Here is a 25,788-nt window from a genome sequence, read left to right on the forward strand (position 1 = left end):
CTCGGAGCCGTTCATCGGGCCGCCCCCAGTGCCGAGTTGGGGTCGGCGGTCAGCACGGGCCGCAGCGAGATGGCGGCGCCCGCGAGGCCGAGCACGGCGAGCAACGCGGCCGGCACGAGGGTGGTCCCGGCCGAGACGACGAACGGCACGGTGCCGCCGACGGCCAGGCCGAACAGGGCGGCGATCCCGACCCCGCCCACGACGCCCACGGCCAGGACGACCGCGGCCTGGCCGACCGAGTCGCGGACGACCGCGGCGGTGGACGCCCCGAGCGCCTTGAGCACGGAGACGTCACGTCGGCGCTGCATCCCCCAGACGGCGAAGAACGCGCCCACGACCAGAGCGGTGACGGCGAGGAGCATGGTGGTCATCGTGCTCAGCGAGGTGTTCTCGGCCCGGTGCGAGGGCAGCGCTCCGACGAGTCCGTCGGGGTCGACCAGCGTGAGGCCGGCGTCGGAGGCGACGGCCTCCGGGTCGGCGCCCGCCGCCACGGCCACGGTGGTGGCGGCCCCGCCGCGCGGAGCGAGCGAGTGCCAGGTGTCGAGGTCGGTGACGACGACGGGGGTGTGCGAATGCCAGAGATCACCGGTGTGTCCGGCGACCGCCAACGCGCTGCCCCCGAGGCTGATCACGCCGACGTCGGAGCCCACCTCGTCGTCGACACCGTCGGAGACCAGGACCTCCCCCGGCGCCGGTGGCGCCACCGATCCCACCTCGTCGGCCAGTCCCACTGCGACGACGGAGACGCCGGTCTCGGTGCCGTCGTCCAGGGTGATCCGGGCGAGTCCCACCGGGACGGCCGACGGGTCCCCGGCGGCCACGGCGGCCACCTGGTCGGCGGTGAGTGCGGCGCGGTCGAGGTCGACGGCGCCGGAGTCGTCGGCGGGGAGGACGAAGCCGGAGCCGTCCGCGCCGAGCGCCCGGAGCGCGGACACGCTCTGGTGCGCCAGCCCGGCGGTCAGGCCGAGCAGGCCCGCCACCAGGACGGACAGCATCAGCACGACGCCCGTGATGAGGGCGAAGCGCCACCGCGCGGTGCGGAGCTCGCGGAGTGCGAAGAACATGGGTCCCTTTCGTGGGGTCTGCCTGTCGTGGAGGACTACCTCTCGTGGAGGTCCGCCTCTGGTCGAGGTCTGCCTCCAGGCTCGTCCCGCCGACGCCGCACCGGATCAGCCACGAGGGTGGTTCCGCGGCGACGAACGGTGGGGCCGGCCTCCATCGTTCGATGGATGCCGGGTGCCCCACCGGCGACTAGCGTCGACCGGGTGATCCCCGCGCCCGCGTCCGCCGCCGCGCCCGCACCCGCCGCCGAGCTCCCGCCCGAGTCGGCGGGGGTGCGTGCGGTGCTCGCGCAGCTCCAGGTGGCGCTGCACACGTTGGTGGCCGCGCTGCTGGCCCTCACGTTGGTCAGCGCGCACCGGGACACTTCCGGCATGCCCGATCCGCCGGCGGTCGCCGCCGCGGTGGGGTTCACGGTCGTGTACGTCGCGGGGACGGTGTGGGCGCGCCGCCGCCCGACGACCACTGCCGCCCGGGTCGGTTGGCTGGTCGCGGTCCTGGCGTTGTGGGCGTGCCTGGTGGTCCGGGTTCCCGAGGCCGCCTACCTGGCATTTCCTCTGTTCTTCCTGGTCCAGTTCCTGCTCGGCGTGTGGGCCGGCACCGCGGCGGTGGCGGCGCTGGCCGCCGTGGCGGTCATCGCCCTGGGCCTGCATCACGGGTTCACTCCCGCCGGGGCCATCGGCCCGACGGTGGGAGCGCTCGTGGCCCTCGGACTGGGGGCCGGTGTGCGGGCACTGCACCGCGAGTCCCAGGCCCGGCGGGAGGTGATCGCCGAGCTCGTGGCCACCCGCTCGGCGCTCGCCGCGCGGGAACGGGAGGTGGGCCGGGAGGCCGAGCGCGCGCGACTGGCCGGGGAGATCCACGACACCGTCGCGCAGGGGCTCGCGAGCATCGGGATGCTGCTGCACGCGGCCGAGCGCACCGCGCCCTCGAGCCCCGCCGTCGACCAGATCCGCCTGGCCCGCGAGGTGGCGGGTGAGAACCTCACCGAGACGCGCAGGCTCATCGCCGCCCTGCGGCCCGCGCCGCTCGACGGCGTGTCGCTGGCCGGGGCGCTGGGCCGTGTGGCCGCGAGGTGCCGGGCCGAGAATCCCGGGCTCGAGGTATCCGTCACCACCGGGAACGCCGGCGAGCACGCCACCGAGTCCTCCACCGAGCCCTCCACCGAGCCGCCGGCGGAGCTCGCCGCGGTGCTCGTCCGGGTGGCGCAGGAGGCGCTGACGAACGCGGTGCGACACGGTGCGCCGCAGCGGATCACACTGACCCTGTCCGGCTCCCCCACCGCCGTGGTCCTGGAGATCGCCGACGACGGCCACGGCTTCGACGTCGCCGCCCCGCGCACCGCTGCCTCGTTCGGACTCGACGGCATGGCGCGGCGGGTGGGCGACCTGGGCGGGCGGTTCCAGGTCGACTCCGAGCCGGGGTCGGGCACGGTGGTCCGTGCCGAGCTGCCGGTGCGGGAGACGGCGCCGGGGACCCGGTTGAGAGACGAGAGATGACGACGACGAGGACGCGTGTCCTGATCGCGGACGATCACGCGGTGGTGCGAACCGGGCTGCGTGCACTGCTCGCCGCCGATCCCGCGATCGAGGTGGTCGCCGAGGCGGCGGCGGCCGGCGCTGCCGTGGAGCGGTGCCGGATCGGGGACGTGGACGTGGTGTTGATGGACCTGCGGTTCGCGGGGGATGCCACCGCCGGTGTGCTGGCCACCGCCGCGATCCGCGACCTGGCCGACCCCCCGCAGGTGTTGGTGCTGACGAGCCACGACACTGACGCGGACATTATCGGCGCCATCGAGGCCGGGGCCTGCGGTTATCTGCTCAAGGACGCCGGCCCTGACGAGCTGTTGGGCGCGGTGCGCGCTGCCGCTGCCGGCGAGAGCGCGCTGTCCCCCACTGTCGCCGCGCGGCTGATCAGCCGGATGCGCGACCCGCGGCCGGTGCTGACCGAGCGGGAGGCGGAGGTCCTGCGCGCCGTCGCCACCGGGGCGACCAATCGGCAGGCCGCCGCGTCACTCCACGTATCGGAGGCGACGGTCAAGACCCACCTCGTCCACGTCTTCGACAAGCTCGGCGTCACCTCCCGGACCGCGGCGGTGGCGCGGGCGCGTGAACTAGGACTGGTGTGAGGGTCTCGTACATGCGGATCGCCACGGCGGCCGCCGACACCGCGCTGACCGCGGCGGCGGCCCACACCGCGGCGTGCATTCCCATGGCGTCGGCGACGATCCCCCCGAACACCGCGCCGACCGCGTATCCCAGATCGCGCCACACGCGGTAGACCCCGACGGCTCGTCCCCGCCACACGGGGTGGGCCACGTCGCCGATCGCCGCCAACAGCGTGGGATAGACCATCGCGGTCCCGGCTCCCAGGATCACGGTCCCGACCGCCCACGTGCTGAATCCACTGCCGAGCGCGATGACGACCAGCGCGACCGCCTGGGTGGCCATTCCCACCGAGATCAGGTGCTTGCGGCCGATCCGGTCCGAGAGCGCGCCGGTGAACAGCTGTCCCACGCCCCAGACGGCGGGGTAGAGCGCGAACAGGAGCCCGATCTGCCCCACGGACAGACCCGCGGTGGCGAACAACAGGGGGAACAGTCCCCAGGACAGCCCGAAGTTGAGGTTGTTGACGAGCCCGGCCTGGCTGGCCGAGGACAGAGCCGGTTCTGTGAAGCTGGTCTGGATCGCGATCTCGCGGTCCGTCATGTCGGCGTGGAGATGGTCGTGCAGTCCGTCGGGGCGGGCGGTGTGCCGCCCCGCGTCCACCAGGGCGTGATCGCGGGTCTCGCGGACGAAGATCCCGGACAGCACCAGGGCCAGGGCCGTATAGGCCACTCCGACCAGGAACGGCGCCGGTCGCAGACCGTACTGCCCGGCCAGGTAGCCGGCGAGCAGCGAGGTCACCGCGACCGCGCCGTATCCTGCCGCCTCGTTGAGCCCCATCGCCAGACCACGCTGTCGCGGCCCGACGAGGTCGATCTTCATGACCACGGTCGTGGACCAGGTCAGGCCCTGGTTGATGCCCAGCAGGATGTTCGCGGCCACCACCCAGCCCCAATCGGGCGCCCAGATGAGCATGAGCGGGACCGGGATGGCGAAGAGCCACCCGACCAACAGGACGGGTTTGCGTCCGTATCGATCCGAGAATGTCCCGGCGAAGTAGTTCGCGATCGCCTTGGTGACACCGAAGGCCGCGACGTAGGTGAAGATGAAGGTGTAGCCGGTCAGGCCGAAGACGTCCGTCGCCAGCAGGGGCAGCACGGTCTGCTGCTGTCCCACCATGCCGCCGACCAGCGCATTGATCGCCACCAGCAGCGTGAACTGGGCGGCGTTGGCCTTGAGACCGAGTACGGGTGCGCGTTCGGTGGGCATGCTCCCCTTTCATGACTGAGTCCGCTGTGTGGTCAGCCCAAGGCGCACTATACCCCAGCGGGTATTGATCCTGCCGGTTTCGCCAACTGTACACAGTTGACTACAGTCAGGCTGTACACACTTGACTACAGCGGCGAGGTCAGTGCTTGTCCCGCCTCGCCCCGCACCCACATCGGAGGATCATATGACCGGAACCCGTCCCGAGATCGCGGCCACACCCGGCACGGATCGCGCGAACCGCCTGGCCGGAAAGACCGCGATCGTCACCGGTGGCGGGCAGGGCGTGGGCCGCGGGATCTCGCTCGGCTTGGCCGAGTCAGGCGCCTCGGTCCTGCTGGTCGGGCGGACGGTGGAGAAGCTCGAGAAGGTCGCCGAGGAGATTCGCGCGATCGGCGGTGCGGCCGAATGCCTGCCGGTCAACATCACCGCGGAGGGCGCACCCGAGGCGATCGTGGACGCAGCGGTCACGCATTTCGGAGGGGTCGACATCCTCGTCAACAATGCGAACATGGCCCGGCCCCTGCCACTGTCCGACTACCCCGACGACGGTTTTCGCAAGGCCTTCGAGTCCGGCCCCCGCGTGTCGCTCACGCTGATGAAGCTGACCCGCCCTCTCATGGCGCAGAGGGGCGGTGGGGTGATCATCAACCTGGTGACCTCGGCAGCCGTCCGGTGGGATCCCTCCAACTACGGCATCTACGGAGCCGTGAAGGAGAGCATGCGCGCCCTCACACGGGCCGCCACGTACGAATGGGCCGACGACGGGATCCGCGCTCTCAACGTAGCCCCGCATGCCCACAGTCCCGGGCTGGACTGGTGGATGGACAACAACCCCGAGGAGGCCGCCGAGTTCCTCTCCGCCATCCCCGCCGGCCGCGTGGGTGACCCGGTGACCGACATCGGCCGCCCGGTCGCCTGGCTCTGCTCGGCGGAGGCCTCGTACCTGAGCGGAGCGACCATCCCGCTCGACGGCGGCCAATCCCGCTGGGGCTGACCACTGCCCACCCCCGGCCGCACCACCGGGCCACCAAACCACCAACTGTCAGTTTGATCAGGAGCACAGACCTTGTCCCAGAATGCGCAACTTGCCGAGCTGTCCCGAGCCGGGGTGTCGGTCTGGCTCGACGACCTGTCCCGGGATCTGATCTCCTCCGGACGCCTCGCGGAACTTGTGGAGGCCCGGTCTGTGGTCGGGGTGACGACGAACCCGGCGATCTTCCACGCGGCGCTGACGAGCGGGACGGCGTACGACGAGCAGGTCAGCCACCTCCGAGGCCGAGGTCATGAGGTGGACGCCGTGATCCAGGCCGTCACCACCGACGATGTCCGTGCCGCCTGCGACATCCTGGCACCGGTGCACGAGCGAACCGGGACAGTAGACGGACGAGTATCGATCGAGGTCGATCCGCGACTGGCTCACGATGCCGAGGCCACTGTGGCACAGGCGAGGAGCTGTGGCAGATCGTGGACCGACCCAACCTGCTGATCAAGATTCCGGCCACCACGGCCGGACTGGCGGCGATCAGTCGGGTGCTGGCCGAAGGCATCAGCGTGAACGTCACGTTGATCTTCTCCGTCGAGCGCTACACACAGGTCGTTCAGTCCTACCTGGACGGTCTGGACGCCGCCGCCCTGGCCGGCCACGACCTGTCGTCCATCCACTCCGTGGCGTCGTTCTTCGTCTCGCGGGTCGATACCGAGGTCGATGCCAGACTCGAGGCCATCGGCACACCGGCCGCGCTGGCCCTGAAGGGCCAGGCCGCGCTGGCCAATGCCTGGCTGGCCTACGCCGAGTATCAGCAGCACTTCGAGAGCTCCGACCGGTTCCGGAGCCTGGCCGGCCGCGGCGCCCGACCGCAGCGGCCGCTGTGGGCGTCCACCGGCGTGAAGGACACGCGGTACAGCGACACCCTCTATGTCAGTGAGTTGGTCGCACCGGCGACAGTGAACACGATGCCGGCGGTGACCATGGAGGCGTTCGCCGACCACGGAGTCATTTCTTCGGGGTCGGGCACCACAAGGTTTGCCGAACCTGCAGCGCTGTTCGAGGCGCTCGGCGAGGTCGGGATCGACATGAGTGACGTCTTCCTTCACCTGGAGCGCGAGGGCGTCGCCAAGTTCGACACGGCCTGGAACGAACTGATCGCGGCCGTGGGTGCACAACTAGCGTCCGGGTGAGCGCACGCCTTGGTTCCACCGTCTGCGAAATCGGCACGCCGCCGCGACGGGTCTTGCAGGAGAAGGACTCGTGGACGACGCCGCTTGTTCGCTACCGGACCCCGTCTTAGTGGAAGGTGCCGGCCACCCAGGGTGCGCCGATCAGGTGTGGCGCCCGCACCACGCAGTAGGCCAAAACAACTGTGACGCCGGTACAGGCAGCGGCCAACATTCTGTCCATGCCGGCGCCCGCACGGATTCGCAGTGGTCCCGGTAGGCGGAAGTTCCACCATCGCTCGCCTCCGATACTGACGACGCCGCCGAGTAGAGGCACGCCCCGCTTGGTGATCACGTCGCCGAGGAGGTGCATCGCGACACCGGCGGTGACCGCTGCGCCGAGCGCGGCGCTGCCGACCGAAGCCGGCAGCGCAAACCACACCGCTACTGCAAGCGCCAACGAGAGCCCGGTGACGTAGATCCAATCCTGCTTCTTGGCCCAGTTCGGTGCCAGGCCGCGTATGGCCAGGCCAAGCATGAAGAACAGCACCCCGATAGCGCCGTTCTTACCGCACGCCGAGACGAGGGCGGCCGTGCCGGCGCCCGCAAGAAGTGCGAACCACAACGTGTGGGTCGCGGTGCGGTGCCCGTTGCTGATCCGGGCGTCCTTGCGCGTCATCGTCAGGTCGTAGATGGTCTTCGAGACCCGCTCCGTGATGTGAGCGAGGGCCCTCGAGGCCAGCCCGAAGCTGCGAGCAAGGGTGCTCTGTGGTGTGTCGAGGTCCGGGAGAAGCGCCGCTCCGGCGGTGACGCCCGCAAACACGAGCACCTCCGTGGGTGAGGTGGCCCCACCCCATTCGACTGGGAGGAAGGCCCCGATAGCCAACCCCGCGCCGGCGCCGCTCATCGCGTGCGTAGGTCCCATCACCATGTGCAGCGCACCTTACTGTCCACCGAGGCTCGCCCCCGGATACGGACCGGGCCCCCTGGACCAGAGCGACCGCACCGACGATGGAATCGATCTTTAGTCGACTCGATAACCAGTGACCCGTGAACACCGACTGATCTCACGACGCCACCTACCGGTCCTCCTGGCCAACCGAGCGTTGAACGCCCCGCGGAAATTCACTGACACCGTAGCGTCGGGCTGACAACCTGTTTCCACAACCGACGACGACGGCAGCTACTGCCGCGCAAGGCGAAAGTTGGGATTATTACCAGCGCCATCACTCGCGTTGGGACCGATTCTGTGGTCGAATTTGGGACTCGGCCTGCCAGGTAAGGCTATCCTCTTTACTTTCAACTACTCTCTCCCTCTCGAACCATTCCCCACGCTGCCCCTATTGAGACGTGTCTAGGTCGACGGTGGGGCGCGTCAGCTCAGGGGCGGGCGGGACCCGCCCTTGGTTTCCCCAGGAACCGCCAGAACGAGCCTTGACGTAAAGGCCGGCCTGGCGGGGTGAACCGCCCCAGGTTTCCCGCCGCTCCCTATGTGGGTTGCAGCTCTCGGTTGAGAGCGGCGTAGTAGCTCTGCTCGAACTCGATGGGCGGGACGTAGTCCAGGCTCGAGTGGAGCCGTTCATTGTTGTACCACTCGACCCACGCGGCGGTGGCGTACTCGACGTCGGAGATCGTCTTGTACGGCCCGTCGTGGAAGATCGACGAGCGGATGCACTCGGCCTTGTAGAGGCCGTTGATCGTCTCCATGAGCGCATTGTCGTACGCGTCGCCGACACTGCCGATCGACGGTTCGATTCCCTCGAGCGCGAGGCGCTCGGTGAACGCTATAGATGTATATTGACTGCCCGCGTCCGAGTGGCTGACCAGCGACTTGGGTTCGATCGGGTGTCCCTCGCGATCGCGTTGCCACAGCGCCATCCGCAGTGGAGTCATGACCAGGTCCGTGGCCATGGTGGTGGCCGCGTTCCACGCCACGATGCGCTGGGCGAACACGTCGACGATGAACGCCACGTAGGTGAAGCCGGCCCAAGTCCGGACGTAGGTGAAATCGGCGACCCAGAGCCGGTCGGGCCGATCCGAGGTGAAGTTGCGATCGACAAGGTCCGGCGCCCAAACACCGTCCGGATCCGAGGAGGTGGTGTACACCTTCTTGGACCGGAGTACGCCTGATAGCCCGAGTGTTCGCATCACACGGTCCACTGCTCCTGGGCTGGCTGTGGTCAGACCGGCCCGGTGCACCTCGGCAAGCATCTTGCGGCGCCCGTACAGGCCGGCTGGTTGCATCTTCCGGCGCCCCTGCCCATCGGGCTGCCACACGAGCTTGCGAACGGTGTCCTCGACCTCGGCGTCGCTGACGGTCCTGGCCGCCACCACGCGCTGCGGCGAAGTCCACTCGCGGTAGGTCCGTGCGGCGATCTGCAGGCCTGCTTTGCGCAATCCTCTGCAGATCGACTCGACCGCATGACCTTCCGACCGGAGTTGGTCGATGAACTCGCAGATCACCGGTTGCGGGGGTCGAGCTCCCCCGCGAAGAAAATCGAGGCCCTGCGCATGATCTCCAGGTCCTCAGTCAGCCGCCGGTTCTCGGCCTTGAGTCGCTTGATCTCAGCGCTCTCCTCGGTGCTGACCCCGGGCCGGGCTCCGGCGTCGATGTCGGCCTGCACAGCCCACCTCCGGACCGTCTCCTTGCCCAGCCCCAGACGTCGGCCCACCTGGTCACAGCAGGCCGTCAACGACGAATACTCACCCCGATGCTCGGACACCATCCGCAGCGCCCGCTCTTTGACCGCGGGATCGATCTTCTTCGGCATACAACCATCCTCCTCGACTCAAAAGGAGGCGGCGGGAAACCTGGGGCGGTTCAGTTTGACCGTACTGAGCATCTCCGCCGTTCCTGAATACGAAAAATACTGTCGCTCTGGGGTACACCCGTGTGGGACGGCAGGATTTCCGCCGTCGTCGCTGTGGACTTGATCGCTCTGTGGTGGTCTTCTGTGGCTACTTCTTGGCGGNGCAGCATCAGTGATCGTCACCCCAAGTTCGACAGTGCGGCAGATGTTGTCGCCAAACAGGCTGGCGGTAGCGCTCAAATCAGGTGTAGGAAAATCCTTCACTCGCCCCACGGCCCCCATACTTTGTGCCATACCGCGTCACCGGAGGACCCCATCTACGCACCTCGAATCTGGAGAGCCGCTTGACGCCGCGATCGAATGTCGGAGCAGGAGAACGAGGTCCGGCGCCCGCCTGCTGCGAAACCGCGGCTCGCAATACGCGCGCTGGAGATCTGTCCGCGTACACCTTGATATGTCGGTTTGGGGACAGGTTCATATGTAGGTCGGTGTTCGGCGTTCCGTAGTTGTTCGCCGAGGTGGGTGGGCCACCCTTGGAGTCGTCTTCCGGCAAGTTGACGATTTCCGAAGGGTGGCCCACCCCCATGATCCTGGATCAGGAGTCCTGGATGAATATCCGACGTTTCAAACAGTTGCATGCCACCGGCATGACGTACGCCGAGATCGGTCGCGAGTGCGGCTGTGACTGGCGCACGGTACGGAAGTACCTGGCCGAGGATGCCCCGACGGCGCCCCCGTCGGCGCCCTCGCGCAGGGGCACGCAGAAGGTGGCCATCACCGAGGTGATCGCAGCGTTGATCGATGCGATGCTGCGAGCCTGCATCGATATCAAGGCCACAGTGATTTGCGAGCGTCTCGCCGACGAGCACGACGTGTAGGTGCACTATCAGCGGGTCAAGACCTACTGCCGCTCCCGCCGCCCTCAGATCCGCGCCGAGCTCGGGCTAGACGATCCGGGAGCGGGGAGTTTGCACCGGCGCATCGCCACTCTGCCCGGGGCTCAGGCCCAGGTCGACTGGGGCGATGAGGGGGACCTGTTTGGCACAGGGGTGCGCGTCTACTCGTTCCACATGACGCTGTCGTACTCGCGGGACCCGTTCTGCTGCTTCGTGACCTCGATGGATGCCGCGACGTTCTTCGACTGCCACCGGCGGGCCTTCGACCACTTCGGCGGGGTCCCGGCGGCGATCGTCTACGACCGCCTCAAGACCGTGGTGCGCCGCCATGTCGCCCCGGGCAAGGCAGTCCCGGTCACCGCCGCAGCCACCGCGTTCGCCGGCCACTACGGGTACGACATCGATGTGCTGGCCGCCTACCGGCCCACCGGCAAGGGCCGGGTGGAGCGGCAGGTCGATATCGTGCGCGAGCACGTCGTGGCCGGCCGCCGCTTTCGCTCGGTCGGCGACGCTGATGCAGCGTTCGCCCGGTGGGTGAAGATCCGCCGCCGCCAAGTGCATCGCACGCACGGGCAAGTCATCGCCGAAGCCGCCGCGGTAGACCACGCCGCACTGGGCCCGCTGCCGGCCACGGAGTACGAGATCTTCGATGAGCACGCGCGCACGGTGGGCAAGGACTGTCTGATCTCGTTCGAGTCCGACCACTACTCGGTCCCCGCCTCCCAGGTGACGGCGAGGCAGAAGGTCCTGGTCCGCGCCACAGCCAGCCGCATCACAGTCTGCCGCCTGGAGGACCCCGCCCAGGTGCTGGCGGTCCACCGTCGCGGCAGCCGGTCCCACGAGTGGATCATCGAACCCACCCACTGGGACGGCCTGCCCGACGGGGCCGGCCGCGCCGTCTGCCACACCGAGCCCGACCGGGCCGGGGCATCTGCCAGGCCGGAGGAATCGTCATCAGTGCTGGCGCACTATCTGGCCTCGATGGACCCGGTTCCCGATATCCGACGGCCGTTGGCGTCCTACGAGCTGGTGGCGAGTGAGGCCTCGTGAGCGAGTTCGTCATCAGTCGGATCACCGCCGCCGCGCAGCGTCTCAAGCTACCGCACATGGCCGCCAGCGCCGCTGACGCAGCGACCCGTGCCGAGCAGTCGCAACTGGGCTACCTGGACTTTCTCGACCAGCTGCTCGAGGAGGAGGTCACCCACCGGGAGTCGGGCCGGTTCCGCAACGCGCTCAAGCTCTCCGGGCTGCCGCACCACAAGACCCTGGAAGACTTCGACTTCGCGTTCCAACCTGGCGTCGATGCCCGGCGCTTGAAGGACCTCGCCGCGATGGAGTTCGTCGAACGCAAAGCCAACATCGCTCTACTCGGCCCGCCCGGAGTGGGCAAGACCCACATCGCCGTGGCACTGGCGGTAACCGCGTGCCGGGCCGGCCACTCGATCTACTACACCACCCTCGACGACCTGGTCCGCAAGCTGCGCAAGGCCGACAGCTTCGGCACCCTACCCAAGCAACTCTCCAGCCTGGCCCGACCGTCACTGCTGGTCATCGACGAAGTCGGCTATCTCCCACTCAACCGCGCAGAGGCCAACATGTTCTTCCAGCTGGTATCACGCCGCTACGAGAAGGGCTCGACGATCATCACCAGCAACAAGACCTTCGCCGAATGGGGCACCGTCCTCGGAGACGAGGTCCTGGCCACCGCCATCCTGGACCGGTTCCTGCACCACTGCGAGGTCATCGCCATCAACGGGCCCTCCTACCGGCTCAAAGACCGGGCAGACCTTGTCAGCACCGCCGAAGAACCGGCACCATAAACCCCAGCTGGACACCGACACGTGAGCCTGTACGCCGCACGACACGTCACCCTGTACGCGGACAAGATCTCCCCGGGGCGCCGAGCGCGCCTCGAGCCGCCTTCTCAGCTCAGCTTCTGCAGTAGTACTTCGATGACGCGGTCGACTTCAGAATCCGTTACGCCCACGCCGCTCGGCAGCGTCACACCCGTCGCGAAGAGTGCCTCAGAATTCCCGTTGAGGAAGCTGCGCGCGCCCTCCCACACTGGCTGCAAGTGCATCGGTTTCCATAGGTGTCGGCCCTCGATGTCCGCCGCGTCGAGGTGAGCTACCATCTCGTCGGACGTAACACCCCGTTCGGCACCAAGATCGATCGCGGTGAGCCAACAGTTGTCCGCGGTCCCGTCGATTTCATCCGTCGAACCGAGGAATCGCAGGCCGTCAACGGCGGAGAGTGCTTCCTCGTATCGACGACGAATCTCTCGGCGTCGTGCAATGAACGAGTCCAACTTGCCCAGCTGCGCCCTTCCGAGTGCCGCGAGGATGTTCGACATCCGGTAGTTGTAGCCAATCTCGGTGTGCTCGTACCACGGCGCCGATTGCCGTGCCTGCGTGGAGAGGTAGCGGGCTCGGGCGATCAGTTCGGCATCGTCAGAGACGAGCATGCCGCCCCCGGATGTGGTCATAATCTTATTGCCATTGAACGAGAACGCCGACGCGCGCCCGAACGCCCCGGCTGCCCGGCCCTTGTACGTCGCGCCGATGGATTCGGCGGTGTCGGCCAGCAGAGGAACCTTCAGCACGGCGAGGCCGGCTTCCAAAGTCTCATAGTCCACGCAGCGTCCGAACAGGTCGACCGAGATCGCCGCGACCACGCTCATCCCCTCCTCCTGCAATGTCCGGACCGCATTCAGCATGAGTCGGACGTCGACGTTGCCGTCCGACACTTGAGAGTCAACAAACACGGCGTCGGCGCCCGTATATGCGACGGCGTTGGCGGTCGCCGCAAAGGTCATAGACGACAGTACGACGCAGGTTCCCGGCTTTGCTCCTAACTCGACCAATGCCAGGTGGAGCGCCGCGGTTCCTGAAGAGAGAGCCAGCGCATGCCCGACCCCGACCCGAGCACAGATTTCTGCCTCGAACGCCGCGACCTCTGGACCCAGCGGGGTGACCCACCCTGATCTCACGGCACGAATCAGGGCCTCCTCCTCCTCGGGACCAACTGTCGCCTTAGACATGAGGATGCGCGACATTGAGCCAACCTTTCGACGGGGAATTAGTGCGGGATCGATGCTAGCCGTCTCGCTAGCGTCCTGAATCGGTGCGCGACATCTACGCTCGAGGGCGCTCCCACGACGAAAGCGAGGCAACCGTGTCCTATCCCGGCAAGCGACTGCTCGATCTAGCCGTTTCGATACCGGCGCTGGTTCTGACGATCCCAATTCAGGCGGCCGCAGCACTCGCCATCCGCGCCACGATGGGCTCACCGATTATGTTCTCGCAGACTCGACCGGGCCTTCACGGAAGGCCGTTCGTCATGCGCAAGTTTCGCACTATGCGCCCCATGGACCCGGACAAGGGATGGACCGACGACGCGTCCCGACTCACCCCTCTGGGATCACTCCTGCGCTCGACCAGTATCGATGAGCTCCCCACGATCTGGAACATCGTTCGCGGGGATATGAGCGTGGTCGGCCCCCGCCCCTTGCTGATGCAATACCTCGAAAGGTACACGCCGGAGCAGGCACGGCGGATGGAAGTTCCCCCCGGGCTTACCGGTCTCGCCCAGGTCAACGGCCGGAACGCTCAAACTTGGCACGAGCGATTTACCTACGACCTCGAGTACGTCGAGACGTGCTCGCTGAGAACAGACCTGCGCGTCATCGCGAGGACGGTAGTCACTGTCGTCTCAAGGAACGGCATCTCGGCCGATGGTCACGTCACGATGGGTGAGTTCAGGGGTAGCGCCTCAGACGCCGAGTGACTTTGTCAGGTCGACGCAATGGGACGAGCCGGATTGCCCACCACAGTCGCGCCCGCCGGTACATCGTCTACGACCACCGCACCGGCGCCGATAAATGCGTCTGCACCGATCGTCTGGCCTTGCCTAATCACCGCCCCCGCCCCGATAGTTGCCCGGTCACCAATCGTAACGTTGCCGGAAACCGATGCGAGCGGCATGACCGTGACAAAGTCACCGAGAACACAATCGTGGCCGATAGCAGCCCCCCGTCCAATGTGCGTGTGCAACCCTAGAGTGACGTTCGTCGTGACGGTGGCTTGGGCGAACACGACCGAACCGAGGCCCATCCTGACGTCGATGCCAACCGACGCCATCGGATCCACGAGAGATGCGGCTGCCTCCCACTTCTTCATACGTCCGGCGACTGTCTCTCGAAGCACGCCGGAGCCCAACCCGAGAAGGAACTTTGCCGAGACCGTTGACCGGATGGCGCCGATAGCGCCAAGGTAGTGGCCTTCGAAGCTATCGAGGAGGCCCAGAGCTGGCACGTTGTCATCGGCGAAACCGACTAGTCGCAAACCAGCCGACTGAACGAGGCAGGCGATCTCACGTCCGTGCCCACCGGCTCCAACTACTAGGATTCTGTCGGTTTCGCTCACGAATACAGGATAGCCATTAGGCAGTCTTCGCGGCTCTGGGCGTTTCCGTGCAACTCAGGAGGCGGGTTCGATCCCGCCCATGGGATCACACCGGTCCACGGTCAGGCCTGAGTTCCACAACTTTTAGTGACCCGCGTTTATCGCATCGATGAGTTTGCGGGCGTCCTCGTTGATGCTCGGCTCCACAACCATCTCGTGGTCGCCGATGGCGACCACGATCGTGCGCAGGGGTTCGAGGGTGCTGACGATCTTCTTGATCGATACGCCGGTGATGTTCTGCAGGTAGCGGGCGACCGCCAGAGCGGCGAACACCACGGTCAAGTGGGCCTCGATGGAATCCCTGGTCCGGTGGAAGACCGGTCTTGCCTTGAGGTCGGACTTGGCCATCCGGAACGATTGCTCGACCTTCCACAGGTCGTGGTACGACGCCACCACGGCGTGGCCATCCATGATCGTCGGGTCGATATTGGTGACGTACCCCTTGTAGCCCGCGGACTGGCGGGCGCGTTCGATCGAGGCCTCGTCCAAGGTGACGTTCTGACCGGTTACCTTGACGAACCGCTGCTTTTTCAAGGGCTCAGCCCGGTCGGCCACCCGCTGGGCACGGTCGATCTGGGCGTTGAGCGTGCGGCGATCCCGCTGGGCGCGCTTCCACTTGTAATGGCAGACCACTCTGCGGTCGCGCCGGTCGCGGCCTTGCCCCATCGGGCGGGTCAGCTCCACGGTCTCGCCGTCGTCGATGGCGTTGCCGCGGCGGCCGAAGTGCTCCTCGAGCTCCTTGGGTGCTTTGGAGGTGCGGGAGCCGACGATGAACGACAGACCTGCGTCTTCGAGGGCATTGAGGTTGGCCGCCGAGAGCATCCCCGCATCCGCCACGACGACCATGTCCGTGATTGCGTGCCGCTCCTGGAAGGCGGTGATCACCGGGATCAAGGTCTTGGTCTCTGCCTTGTTGCCCTCGAAAACGTGCACGTCCAGCGGGAATCCGTCCCGGGCGACCAGCAGGCCGACGGTGATTTGCGGATCGACGCGGCGTTCCTTACTCATGCCGACTTTGCGCAGGCCGTCTTCTTTCTCGGCCTCGAAGTACAAGGTGGTCAGGTCATACAGCACCAAGGCGACGCCGGGGCCGCCGGCGGCCGTGACGTGGCGCCAACAAGCGGCCGCGATGAGTGTGCGGTAGTCGCGAGCAACCACCCGACCTAGACAGTTGTAAAGCGTGTTGACGTGCGGAGGATCTAGACCAAGGCTCCCGAGCACCCGTACCGAATCGAGTTTGCTCGTCGGCTCGACCAGACGGGCCAGTACCAGGTCGCGGAACACCGAATCGGCCACCACGCCCAACCCCAGGCGCTCGTAGCTGCCAGCCAAGCCCTGCCACAAGATTCGTGACGACGACCGTTTGTCTACCGCTGCCGAGCTGGCGGGCAGATCGATCACCGCCGATGCTCGGTCGTCTAGTCCGAGATCGAGTTCGTGCTGGTCAGCATTGATTCGTTGCTTGGTGATCTCGATCAATGCCGCAAGCTCGCCGGGCGTGTGGGCGGAGCCGATGTGCGCGATCATCTGGCGCCGACCGCGGATCTTCTCCCAGATCTGCACGCCGATGGCCCCGGAGGCGGTCTTGGACTGCACCACGAACAAATCCACCACCTCCAAATTCCGCTCGTTTAGTGACCCGCGCGCCACATGCTTAAACTCGTGACCTGCAGCGATCCTAACGAAGCGGCCAGGAACGACGTCAACTTGTGGAGCTCAGGTCAGGGGCAAGGCCAATCCCGCAATCCAGACGGCCTTAGGAAGCTTGCGGGTGGCAATGATTGGTAGTTTGGCAGGCTTTTCTCCGCCTAGGAGAAGAGTCACTCTAGACCTGCCACATTTTCCTTGGGTTTCAAGTCACTTCGTGAGACCTCGGAAGGGTCGCGGGGGCGGGAGGTTGAGTGACACGGTTAGTCACACAGCCTGAAGGGCTCGTCGGTCGTGTCGATCTCGAATTCGACGGGGACAATCCGCCGCGGCGGCTTTGCCGCCTGCGGTGGTGGTGAGTGCGTTGGTTGCCGTGCAGGATGCAGGCACATAGCTTGTTTCTTGTCGCCAAAGACTGTGAGTTGGGGACGTTTTGCCGCAGCCGCGAGACGAAGGTCGACACTGCCGCGTTGTCGCCACGGGCACGGATCCTGCCCATTCAGCTGATCAGCCTGTGACTGGTGATTGCGATCTGCATCTTCAGGAGAGTAAGTGCTATCACCTGTAGCTTCGCAGACTGCAGCCGAGCACGCCGCCTCTGCTGGAGGCGGTGCCTCTCAGCGTACTGACGGACAGGCTGGATTGCATGCTCGAATAGGTCGCCACAACTCGTTCGTGTCCACCGCGCCGAAGGCCCGCCGTGCCAGGTTGTCCTGCACGGGAAGGCAGTTAGCGCGACATGCAGGCCCGCCGGGGGCCTCGGCCGATCAATCATTCCGGGGCAAACCGAATAATTTTCTTAGAGCGCAAACAACTCCCTTCCCGGCAGGGCAAACCTGCTTGGCGCTCGCCGAACGCCAGGCAACCCCGCGACATGCATGGGTGAGCCGCCGCCCGCCATGTAAATTAAACAAGCGTTCAGACAGGACGGCGCTGTGCGTCGCGGCATAATATCGTCTCACTCTCCGCCGATTCCCGAAGGGGCTACCACCGAAATGACCGTTGACGCCAGCCCGTGGCTGTCCCGAACGGTTTCGGCACGTGTAAGTTCTCTCGTGGGCCCGATCCGGGATACAGGCAAGCGATGCTGAAGCATGTCGGTGCTAAAGTACGCGAGGACGAGAACGTCCGATACCGATCAAGTCAAATATTGCTAAGTTTGGAGACCAACGTGTGTGGGATTTTTGGCGCAATCAGTACTTCGGGCATTGATGGAGACACTGTCGACATACTTGTCCGCCAGGCAGAGCAACGAGGGCGCGATTCCAGCGGATTGGTTATAGATACCGGAACTCAATATCGGGTTTATCGCGCCGACACCACTATTAGGAAACTCTTGCGAACTGCACCGCTTGCTGGAACGGGCACGTTTGCTGGCCACAGTAGACTAGTTACTAACGGCACTGCGGATAATCAACCGGTCGTTCGTGACGGTATGGCTGTTATTCACAACGGCATTATCGTGAACTGCGACGAACTTTGGGATTCCATTCCAAAGTCTCGGCAGCTGCAGATTGACAGCGAAATTATTCCGGCGCTCTTGTCGTACCGCCTCGACGAAGGCGACAGCGTCGAAGATGCAGCGGCGTTTGTGCTGCAATCCTCCGTCGGCGTTGTTGCGTGCGCCGCGATGCTGCCCGAACTCGGCAAGCTGATACTGTTTTCAAACAATGGCAGTCTATACGTGGCAGAAATTGCAGGCGGTTACATTTTCTCGTCTGAGGAGTTTCCCCTTGTAAAAGCTGGCGCATCAGGAATTAGGCAAATTCGTGATCCCGAAGTGTTCGATATTCGAACTGACGAGAACGACATTAGCCTGAGCGAAGCGCGAAGTCGAAATAGCGATCTAGTCCCCAGCTTGATCCTGTCCTCGAGCGAAGAACACCAGCTCGAGTACAATCTACCCGACTTGGTCCGCTGTACTCGGTGCATCCTTCCTGAGACCATGCCATTTATCGAGTTCAATTCGGAGGGCGTATGTAACTATTGCCTGAACTACCGGATCAGAAACCATCCTCGCCCCAAGGAGGAGCTGCTTGAGCTCGTGCAGCCGTATCGGCGCGAGCACGGGGCCGAAGTGATCGTCCCCTTTTCGGGCGGCCGGGATAGCTGCTACGCACTCCACTTAATTGTCGAAGAGTTGAACCTAAGGCCAATCACCTATACGTATGATTGGGGAATGGTCACGGATGTCGGGCGACGAAATATCAGCCGGATGTGTTCAAAGCTTGGGGTCGAGAACATAATTGTGGCTGCGGATATATCTAAAAAGAGGGACCATATCCGAAGAAACTTGAATGCGTGGCTCAAGAAGCCCGATTTGGGAATGTTAAGCATTCTGACTGCGGGTGACAAGCACTTCTTTCGGCATATCGAGTCAGTCAAGGTGCAAACAGGTATTGATCTCAATCTCTGGGGCATTAACCCGCTCGAAGTCACACACTTCAAGGCTGGCTTCCTGGGGGTCCCGCCAGACTTCGCGGAACAGCGCGTGTACTCTCATGGCGCCATGAAGCAATTGCGGTATCAAAGCCTGCGTTTCCGCGCTATGCTGAAGAGTCCGGGTTACTTCAATAGGTCAATGTGGGATACGCTTTCTGGCGAATACTATAGGAGTTTTGCGGAGAAGTCGGACTACTTCCACGTATTCGATTTTTGGCGGTGGGATGAGCAAGAAATCGACTCCACGCTCTTGGGGAACTACGGTTGGGAAAAGGCGCGAGACACCTCGACAACCTGGAGGATCGGTGACGGAACAGCCGCGTTCTACAATTATGCGTACTGCACCATCGCTGGTTTCACCGAACATGACACATTTAGAAGTAATCAGATTAGGGAAGGCGATATTACTCGCGATCAAGCGCTAGAGCTTGTTGCTGAGGAGAATCGGCCGAGGTATCCAAACCTTAAGTGGTATCTCGACGTTGTCGGCGTAGATTTCCGAGAAGCGGTGGAGGCTATCAATAGTGTTCCGAAACTTTACTGAGGGGCAAACTGATAAAACCTCCATATGGTATATCTCCAAGTATCTGGCGCCCCCTGGGCCCAAGAGCGTGGGCGGGCGCGGCTTCAGCATTATGCGTGAGTTGGCTGCTAGGGGCTATCCAGTGACGGTATTTACCTCTGACGCCAATCATCTCGCCAGCCCGCCGCGCTTCCGAGGATTGTTTCATGTGCAGCATCTTGATGGGCTGCCGGTAGTTTGGGTTCGAGGCGTCAAGTATCGTTCTGTTCGTTCTCTGCGGCGAATTATAAGTTGGTGCCAGTTCGAGATTGGCTTGTTGGTCCTCCCGCATAGAAGGTTTGTTCCACCAGATGTAATCGTGGCTAGCAGTCTTTCTCTGCTATCTGTGGTGTCGGGATTCCTGCTCAGTAGAAGATACCGCGCGAAGTTTGTATTTGAAGTTCGAGATATCTGGCCACTAACTCTCACTGAGGAAGGTGGATTCAGTTCGCGTAATCTCTTCGTTCGACTGCTATCGCGACTTGAACGGTTCGGGTACGAGAAAGCCGATGTGATAGTCGGGACTATGCCCAATCTCGAGGAACATGTCCGAAAAGTATCGGGCGCCACTGCTCCGGTTGTGTGCATTCCGATGGGTTTTGATGAACGTGACTTGGTCCACGACTCGGTCCTGCCTGACGAATTGCGACGTGCTTGGCCTTCCGGGAAAAAGTTCGTCATTGGATATGCTGGTTCTATTGGTGCGACCAACGCTCTCGATGTGCTCTTCGAGTGTGTTGACCTATTGCGTGACAATTCAGACTTGCATTTTGTCGTCATGGGTGATGGCGACCTGCTCTCAAGCTATATCGACTCCTATTCGCACCTGGAGAATCTCACATTTACGGGTCGCATACCGAAGCAGATCTTGCCGGCGGCCCTGGCGCTTTGTGATGTCCTCTATCTTTCAATGTTCGATTCGGAAGTTTGGGAGTACGGTCAGTCGCTGAATAAACTAATAGACTATATGCTTGCCGGTAAACCCGTGGTGGCCTCCTACTCGGGTTATCCATCTATGTTGAATGAATCAGGATCGGGCGTCTTTGTTCCCGCTGGCGACTCGGCGCGACTTGCTGCCACTTTTCGCGCGCTTGCAGAAATGGACGACTCTGTCTTGGGCGAGATGGGGGCACGCGGCAGGCACTGGCTTCTCTCAAACAGAAGCTATTCCAAGCTCGCAGACGATTACTTGAGCCTAGTGGTGGACCGAGACGGCCCAATATCGAGTACCGAGTCTGGTCGCGAGTCCGAGAACTAGAATATTCTGGTATTCGGGGTAGCCAAGTGAAGTTGGCGCCGATGGTGTCGGCCCTAGTTGTTCTGCCCACGCAGGTTGTGTACGCGGTCTGCGGGTGAGGCGCCTTTGAGTGCGGTGTGGCCGCGGTGATGATTGTAGTGATGCAGGAACGCCGGTAGCAGAGCTTGGCGGTCTCGTTCGTTGGCGTAGGGGCGGGCGTAGGCCCATTCCTCGAGCAGGGTCCGGTTGTAGCGTTCGACTTTGCCGTTGGTCTGCGGCCGGTACGGGCGGGTCCGCTTGTGGCTGATGGCGGGGCCGAGGGCGTCGGCGAAGGCGTGGGAGCGGTAGCAGGAGCCGTTGTCGGTCAGCGCCCTGCGCACGGTGATCCCGGCGTCGGCGAAGTAGGCGTGGGCCCGGTGCCAGAATCCGGCGGCGGTCTCCTTGCGCTCGTCTTCTAGGAGCTCGCTGTAGGCCAGGCGTGAGTGGTCGNATGGTCGTCGACGGCGTTGTGGATGTACCAGTACCCGGTGCCGCTCCGGTTCTTGCGGCCCTTGGCGCGGCCGAGGAACTTGTGGCCGCCGCCGTCGGGGATTCGGCCGAGCTTCTTGATGTCCACGTGGACCAGGTCGCCGGGAGCGTCGTGCTCGTACCTGGTCGGGCGACGCCGGGTGGCGCGGACCGGGGCGCCGGTGGCCGGGTCGGTGAACGCCAGGCGCACGCACCCGTAGCGGGAGAGGATCTTGTGCACGGTCGAGGGGTGCATGCCCAGGTGGTAGGCGATGCGGGCCGGGCCCCACCGGCGTGAGACGCGCAGCCCAATTACCCGGCGCTCGCGCCGACGGGGCGTTTGGTGCGGACAGGTACGTGGCCGGCTGGAGCGGTCGACCATGCCCGCCTTGCCGTTCTCTCGGTATCGCTCGGCCCAGCGGCGGGCGGTGGTGACCGAGACGTTGAACCGCTCGGCAGCCCGGGCCGGGGTCCAGCCGTCCTCGACGACACACCGAGCCAGGCGCAGTCTTCCCGTGGGCGTCAGAGTCGCGTTAGCGTGGGACACGAAGACCTCCGTTGTGGATGTGGGTGCTTGGTCGCTTCCACACCTCACACGGAGGTCTTCCTCATTTCATCTCGCCATGCCGACGGGTGACAAAACCTGCGTGGTCAATACAAAGCGGCTGTCCAAGATCCTTGGTACACCCCACTACATCCTGCGGTCACTGATCCACTCCGGACAGCTCCAGAATCGGATCAACGCACTCTAAATTTGGAAGGGCCCTTAATCGGCGATTATCTGCGGGTTAGACGCAGGTGGAGTTTCCGAGAATCCCCCGCTTGCCGCTGGGAGATGAAACAGTTTTCTGATGCGACCGATTCAGCTGCCGGCGATCTGCGACCAGTGTGGGCGCCCATTTCCTTCGGGGGTCGCGGGGATCAACGCAAGAGAGATCTCGCTTATCGGTGGCAAATCTGGGCCGTGCCCATGGTGCGGCAACGATTGGGGGACGGTTCCTGACGGCGTCTACGATTTCATGGATGGGGCTATCACCCTCGTCAGGGAGCTGCCAACCACCAGGGCCGACCTGATAGAAGTGGCACAGATTCTCCGAGAGGCAGTGTCGGAGGGCGTTGACGACCCAGACGAAGTTGAACGACGAATCCAACTCCGGGCACCTTCGGCAGCGCCCCTGATGCGACTAGTTCGAGATCCTGCAACTGGAACAACTGTCTCAGCCCTTGGAATCGTGTTGACCCTCATCCTCTACTACCTCGGGTGACCATTGGGTGGTCGGGAGGTCGAACCTGAGTGCACGCTCAGCACATCGCCTACACTCGGCGCGTGTTTGCCCTCTTCGCCGCCGTGTCCCTGACCCTCCTCGCGTTCGGCGGATACGCGGGCGGGACTCTCGCCCAACTAGGGTTCCCGGTCAATCCGATCCTGATCGGAGCGGTAGGCACCGCGATCGCTGCGGGATGGACGGCGATCCGGCGGCCCGAATCCCTACGCGGCATCACCGCGCCGCTGGTGCTGTGGGCGACGATGATCTCCGGGTTCGTGAACTCCACCCGGTCGACCGGCTACGCCGACGGCAAGTTCTCCCAGCTTCTTACCCTCACGCCGCTCATGGCGTTCGGGGCGGTCATCCTTCTGGCGATCCCCGAGGTGCGGTCTCGGCTGGTGTGGTGCCTCGTCGCGTGGGGCGGACTCGTTGCCGCCCTGCAGTTCCTCAACCCCGCTGAGGCCGGGAACCCACTGACCATCAGCGCGGAGGGATCGACCTACCAGAACTACGGTTTCGCAGTGGGCGCAGCCGCAGTGATTCTGCTCGTCCTCGCCGTGCGAAAGAGCGCTTCGGCGATCCCTTTCTTAGTCGTCGGTGCCGGATTCATGTGGTTGGCGATGCTGAGTGGGTCGCGGGGCCCGGTTATCGCCGCCCTCATCGCCGTCCTCGCAGGTTTCGCTTCCACTCGACTGCCAGCATTTGTGACCATCACCGGAGCGGCCGTCGCGTTCGTGACGGTCCAGTACGCAGATCTGTGGCAGTTCTTGCCCGAAAGGCTCCAGACCCTCGAAGGTGATTCGACCGATGCCCGGGTCGCGATGGTGCAAAGCGCCTGGGAGGAGTTCCTGGCGAACCCCATCGGCCTCGGATGGGGCGAACTGCAGCCGTACATGGCGTTAATCGGACCCGGGCTGGCCTACCCACACAATGTGTTCGCCGAGGTCGCCGCGGAGGCAGGAATCTTCGGCCTTGCGGGACTGGTCGGATACGCGCTGTACTCGCTCGTCGGGCAGTATCGGGCGGCGAGTGGCGGCATCGAGTCCGCTATCTTCGCGCTGACTGTGTTCACAATCGGTAACGCGGCCGTATCCGGCGACATTATCTCCAACCGGGGGATGCACCTGTTTCTCGCCGCTGGCGTTGCAGCGTGGGTGATCCGCAAGAACACGCCCCCGGCGGCGGCCCTGGAGGACGAGGCCGAGGCGGCACCCGTCAAGACCTTCGACTTCGCCTCGGGGCGCTGGACCTAACCCTTCACCGGACGATGCCGCCCGCCTTCGCCAGCATTGCGGGCCACGTCGTAGCTTCCAGCCATCCCTCCGAGAACGCCTGATCGACCTTCGACAGGAAGTAGGACCACTCAGCCGGTTTGATATTCGACCCGCCGCCCGTGTCAATGCCGTGCGTGTACGGAATGAACAGAGCATGAGTGGCCTTCAACTGGGCAAAAACGCTGTCGATGGTGGTGTTGTCCCGTCCGTGCAGCTGATACCGCTTTACGTTCTGCGGGTTCACGTGAGGCCACGTATCCAGCGATGCGGACTGGTTGGTGCTCGTGGCCTGGGCGGGGAAGAACGGGGCCGCAGCCCAGGCGTTCGGGGCGTTGTTCTGTGTGTAGGCGGCGCGGAACCGGTCGGCGGGCAGCCCCTTGTCGAGGAGCCATCCCTGCGCCCGTAGCGCATCCTGCCTGATCTGCGCCGGGGTCATCGTCGCGGTGACCGCCCCGTCGTAGGCGTGGATCGACATCACATCCCCCTGCCCCGCAAACTGCATGACCTCGGCGTCAGTGATGTGCGGGCCGGACGTGTCCGGCGAGTTCAGCGCCATGTCCAGCGCCCACGTCACCGGGACGCTCCGCGAACGGAGTGCGGGCAGGCCGATGTTGATGAATGTGCGGTAGCCACGGTCCTCCACGAACACCATCTGCGCCTTGCGGGGGCACTCCACCCACACGCGGCCCCAGGCAACACCCGTCGCGGCAGTCGTGATGATCCGCAGCGTGATCCGGCGAGGTCGCCCCCATGAGGTGAGGGCACCACTGTCGGCGGCGATCCGAACCAGGTTCCAGCCATGGGACAGGGACGTGGCGAACCGCTGCCATGTGACGCTCGCTGACGACGGACCAGAGAGGACCATGATCGACGCCTGGGAAATGGCGGCAGGATCGTCCAACCACAGCCAGGCGTGAACAATGGACGCCGGAGCGTGCGACCGGGGCTCGGCGTCCTGAAGCGTGAAGTCGGCGGTCTGGGCACCAGTGATCGAGAACCTGGTGGACGGCCCACCATCAGGGGTGGCGGGGCCTGCCGACTCGGTGGCCCCGGTGGGGATGATGCGGTTGGCCCAGTCTCCTCCGGTGGCTCCCGCCCCACTGCCGGTGAACAGATCGAAGGCGCTTCGCCCATCCGGGGTGAGGGTGGCGCGGGTCGCCAGGTCCGAGGGTCGGACGTATGCGGCGGACGCGACCGACGACGCTACCCCGGCGGCGGTGGCCTGAGAGAGCACGTCGGCGTCATTGGCCTCGCGGGTCTGGGGCTCGGTCGAGACACTTCCTGCGACGGACTGCACTTCCGCCTTGGTCCCGTAGGTGGCATTACGTGCGGCGGCGCCGGCTGCGCTCTCGCCCAGCGGCCATGCGATCGCGCATACCGTGCGACCGCGGGGGCGGTGGAGTGAGCGGGGCCGTTGTCGTCGTCATATCTTCCCTCCGGCGACCACCCGGCAGCGGCGAGGCAGCCCTAACATTCGTCAAGTCACCTTGTGCAGCGTTCGCCCAGGTTGCGTTGGAGCATGCCCTGACTGGTTGACTTAACGCGAGTGGGCGCATCGGCGAGGTGTGGTGGGTCCTGCCCTTGGTTCAGCAGCAACGAAGCCCCACAGGCAGAGGGTCCCACGTCTCGGCCGAGTCGCTGCGGCCGTGGACGCGCGTCCATATGCGGTACACGGTTCGAGCGCAGCGCTGTAATGCCAACTGATCCAAGCGCTTTCGGCAGTCAGGGCCCGGCTGCAGCATGGTGAATCATTCCTGAAAGTCGTCCCGACCGGATGAAAGGTGCGTCGCGCCTACATACCGTCGAAGCCGGTAATGGTCAGCTGAAAAAGCTGGTCGTGGCACCTCCAGCTTCCGCGATTGGCGGAGGCCAGACGGAAAGGCGGAGCGTGTCAAATCAAGTGAGACGTGCGGTGCTCGGTTGAGCTTGGCTAGTTTCGGGTGATCGGGCGGCGGGGTCGTTGATGGTCGCCTTCTCCGGTAGTCGGGGTGGGCGTGGTCGTCGAGTGAACCGTTCGGGGTGTTTGGCGTAGGTGGCGTCGAGCACGAGCTGGCGCCTGTCGCGGATGGTCTGGACCGTTCCCGCTCTGGTGGAC

At 64.6% G+C, this 25,788-nt stretch carries 18 protein-coding genes, 3 pseudogenes and 1 other annotated feature; of the genes and pseudogenes, 11 read left to right on the forward strand and 10 right to left on the reverse strand.

Annotated features, from left to right (window positions below):
* Positions 1 to 11: 11 nt before the first annotated feature.
* Positions 12 to 1,064, reverse strand: coding sequence for an FtsX-like permease family protein (locus tag AYO52_RS03270; protein WP_067713115.1), 1,053 nt, complete (start codon positions 1,062 to 1,064; stop codon positions 12 to 14).
* A 201-nt stretch (positions 1,065 to 1,265) separates the two neighbouring features.
* On the opposite strand from AYO52_RS03270, the gene AYO52_RS03275 reads away from it, so the two are divergent.
* Both AYO52_RS03275 and AYO52_RS03280 read left to right on the forward strand, forming a co-directional pair.
* Complete coding sequence (locus tag AYO52_RS03275) at positions 1,266 to 2,558, forward strand: sensor histidine kinase (protein WP_253701831.1); 1,293 nt, start codon at positions 1,266 to 1,268, stop codon at positions 2,556 to 2,558.
* Positions 2,555 to 3,187, forward strand: coding sequence for a response regulator transcription factor (locus AYO52_RS03280; RefSeq protein WP_067713118.1), 633 nt, complete (start codon positions 2,555 to 2,557; stop codon positions 3,185 to 3,187). Before AYO52_RS03275 ends, AYO52_RS03280 begins: the two co-directional genes overlap by 4 nt.
* Here the strand turns inward: AYO52_RS03280 and AYO52_RS03285 are convergent.
* Positions 3,135 to 4,433, reverse strand: a complete 1,299-nt coding sequence (locus AYO52_RS03285; RefSeq protein WP_067713121.1) for an MFS transporter — start codon at positions 4,431 to 4,433, stop codon at positions 3,135 to 3,137. The genes AYO52_RS03280 and AYO52_RS03285 overlap by 53 nt on opposite strands.
* A 184-nt stretch (positions 4,434 to 4,617) precedes the next feature.
* Between AYO52_RS03285 and AYO52_RS03290 the strand changes: the two genes are divergently transcribed.
* Both AYO52_RS03290 and tal read left to right on the forward strand, forming a co-directional pair.
* Positions 4,618 to 5,427, forward strand: coding sequence for an SDR family NAD(P)-dependent oxidoreductase (locus AYO52_RS03290; protein WP_067713123.1), 810 nt, complete (start codon positions 4,618 to 4,620; stop codon positions 5,425 to 5,427).
* A gap of 72 nt (positions 5,428 to 5,499) precedes the next feature.
* Positions 5,500 to 6,611 (forward strand): annotated as a pseudogene (gene tal / locus AYO52_RS03295) (transaldolase).
* 106 nt (positions 6,612 to 6,717) lie between these two features.
* Here tal and AYO52_RS03300 read toward each other — a convergent pair.
* Entirely contained in the window at positions 6,718 to 7,518 is an 801-nt protein-coding gene (locus AYO52_RS03300) for a metal-dependent hydrolase (protein ID WP_067713126.1), read from the reverse strand.
* A gap of 557 nt (positions 7,519 to 8,075) precedes the next feature.
* Positions 8,076 to 9,358 (reverse strand): IS3 family transposase gene (locus AYO52_RS03305; RefSeq protein ID WP_156523504.1). Its coding sequence is split into 2 segments (ribosomal slippage): positions 8,076 to 9,085 and positions 9,085 to 9,358, totalling 1,284 coding nucleotides; the frame shifts between segments, so codons are not numbered across the junction.
* Positions 8,955 to 9,089, reverse strand: a sequence feature (AL1L pseudoknot). It overlaps the preceding gene by 135 nt.
* A gap of 623 nt (positions 9,359 to 9,981) precedes the next feature.
* On the opposite strand from AYO52_RS03305, the gene AYO52_RS18140 reads away from it, so the two are divergent.
* Genes AYO52_RS18140 through istB form a run of 3 tightly spaced genes read left to right on the forward strand, consistent with a single transcriptional unit; the run spans position 9,982 to position 12,113 of the window.
* Positions 9,982 to 10,275, forward strand: a complete 294-nt coding sequence (locus AYO52_RS18140) for a hypothetical protein (protein ID WP_156523506.1) — start codon at positions 9,982 to 9,984, stop codon at positions 10,273 to 10,275.
* A complete protein-coding gene (gene istA, locus AYO52_RS03315) occupies positions 10,276 to 11,343 on the forward strand; it encodes an IS21 family transposase (RefSeq protein ID WP_156523507.1) in 1,068 nt (355 codons plus the stop codon). It abuts the gene before it with no gap.
* Positions 11,340 to 12,113, forward strand: a complete 774-nt coding sequence (gene istB, locus AYO52_RS03320; protein WP_067713138.1) for an IS21-like element helper ATPase IstB — start codon at positions 11,340 to 11,342, stop codon at positions 12,111 to 12,113. The genes istA and istB overlap by 4 nt, the downstream gene beginning before the upstream one ends.
* Before the next feature lie 104 nt (positions 12,114 to 12,217).
* Here the strand turns inward: istB and AYO52_RS03325 are convergent, their stop codons facing one another.
* Complete coding sequence (locus AYO52_RS03325; RefSeq protein ID WP_067713141.1) at positions 12,218 to 13,348, reverse strand: DegT/DnrJ/EryC1/StrS aminotransferase family protein; 1,131 nt, start codon at positions 13,346 to 13,348, stop codon at positions 12,218 to 12,220.
* Positions 13,349 to 13,416: 68 nt separating this feature from the next.
* Here AYO52_RS03325 and AYO52_RS03330 point away from each other — a divergent pair, with 68 nt between their 5' ends.
* On the forward strand, positions 13,417 to 14,079 hold the full coding sequence (locus tag AYO52_RS03330; protein ID WP_253701836.1) for a sugar transferase: 663 nt from the start codon (positions 13,417 to 13,419) through the stop codon (positions 14,077 to 14,079).
* Between the two features lie 5 nt (positions 14,080 to 14,084).
* Here AYO52_RS03330 and AYO52_RS03335 read toward each other — a convergent pair whose 3' ends face one another.
* Both AYO52_RS03335 and AYO52_RS03340 read right to left on the reverse strand, forming a co-directional pair.
* Positions 14,085 to 14,717 (reverse strand): NeuD/PglB/VioB family sugar acetyltransferase, encoded by a 633-nt coding sequence (locus AYO52_RS03335; RefSeq protein WP_067713144.1) that lies wholly within the window; start codon positions 14,715 to 14,717, stop codon positions 14,085 to 14,087.
* A gap of 123 nt (positions 14,718 to 14,840) precedes the next feature.
* Entirely contained in the window at positions 14,841 to 16,283 is a 1,443-nt protein-coding gene (locus tag AYO52_RS03340; RefSeq protein ID WP_371517214.1) for an IS1634 family transposase, read from the reverse strand.
* 1,279 nt (positions 16,284 to 17,562) lie between these two features.
* Here AYO52_RS03340 and AYO52_RS17550 point away from each other — a divergent pair.
* Positions 17,563 to 19,389, forward strand: a complete 1,827-nt coding sequence (locus AYO52_RS17550; protein ID WP_216635306.1) for a hypothetical protein — start codon at positions 17,563 to 17,565, stop codon at positions 19,387 to 19,389.
* Between the two features lie 91 nt (positions 19,390 to 19,480).
* On the forward strand, positions 19,481 to 20,665 hold the full coding sequence (locus tag AYO52_RS17555) for a glycosyltransferase family 4 protein (RefSeq protein WP_156523508.1): 1,185 nt from the start codon (positions 19,481 to 19,483) through the stop codon (positions 20,663 to 20,665).
* Positions 20,666 to 20,718: 53 nt separating this feature from the next.
* Here AYO52_RS17555 and AYO52_RS03345 read toward each other — a convergent pair.
* A pseudogene (locus AYO52_RS03345) lies at positions 20,719 to 21,698 on the reverse strand (IS481 family transposase).
* Between the two features lie 780 nt (positions 21,699 to 22,478).
* Here AYO52_RS03345 and AYO52_RS03350 point away from each other — a divergent pair.
* Entirely contained in the window at positions 22,479 to 23,672 is a 1,194-nt protein-coding gene (locus AYO52_RS03350) for an O-antigen ligase (RefSeq protein WP_156523509.1), read from the forward strand.
* Between the two features lie 4 nt (positions 23,673 to 23,676).
* Here AYO52_RS03350 and AYO52_RS03355 read toward each other — a convergent pair whose 3' ends face one another.
* Both AYO52_RS03355 and AYO52_RS18680 read right to left on the reverse strand, forming a co-directional pair.
* Positions 23,677 to 24,927, reverse strand: coding sequence for a hypothetical protein (locus AYO52_RS03355; RefSeq protein ID WP_156523510.1), 1,251 nt, complete (start codon positions 24,925 to 24,927; stop codon positions 23,677 to 23,679).
* Positions 24,928 to 25,589: 662 nt separating this feature from the next.
* Positions 25,590 to 25,788, reverse strand: a pseudogene (locus tag AYO52_RS18680) (hypothetical protein); the annotation flags it as partial.

The sequence above is a fragment of the Dietzia sp. 111N12-1 genome (assembly GCF_001658045.1).
Classification (GTDB): domain Bacteria; phylum Actinomycetota; class Actinomycetes; order Mycobacteriales; family Mycobacteriaceae; genus Dietzia; species Dietzia kunjamensis.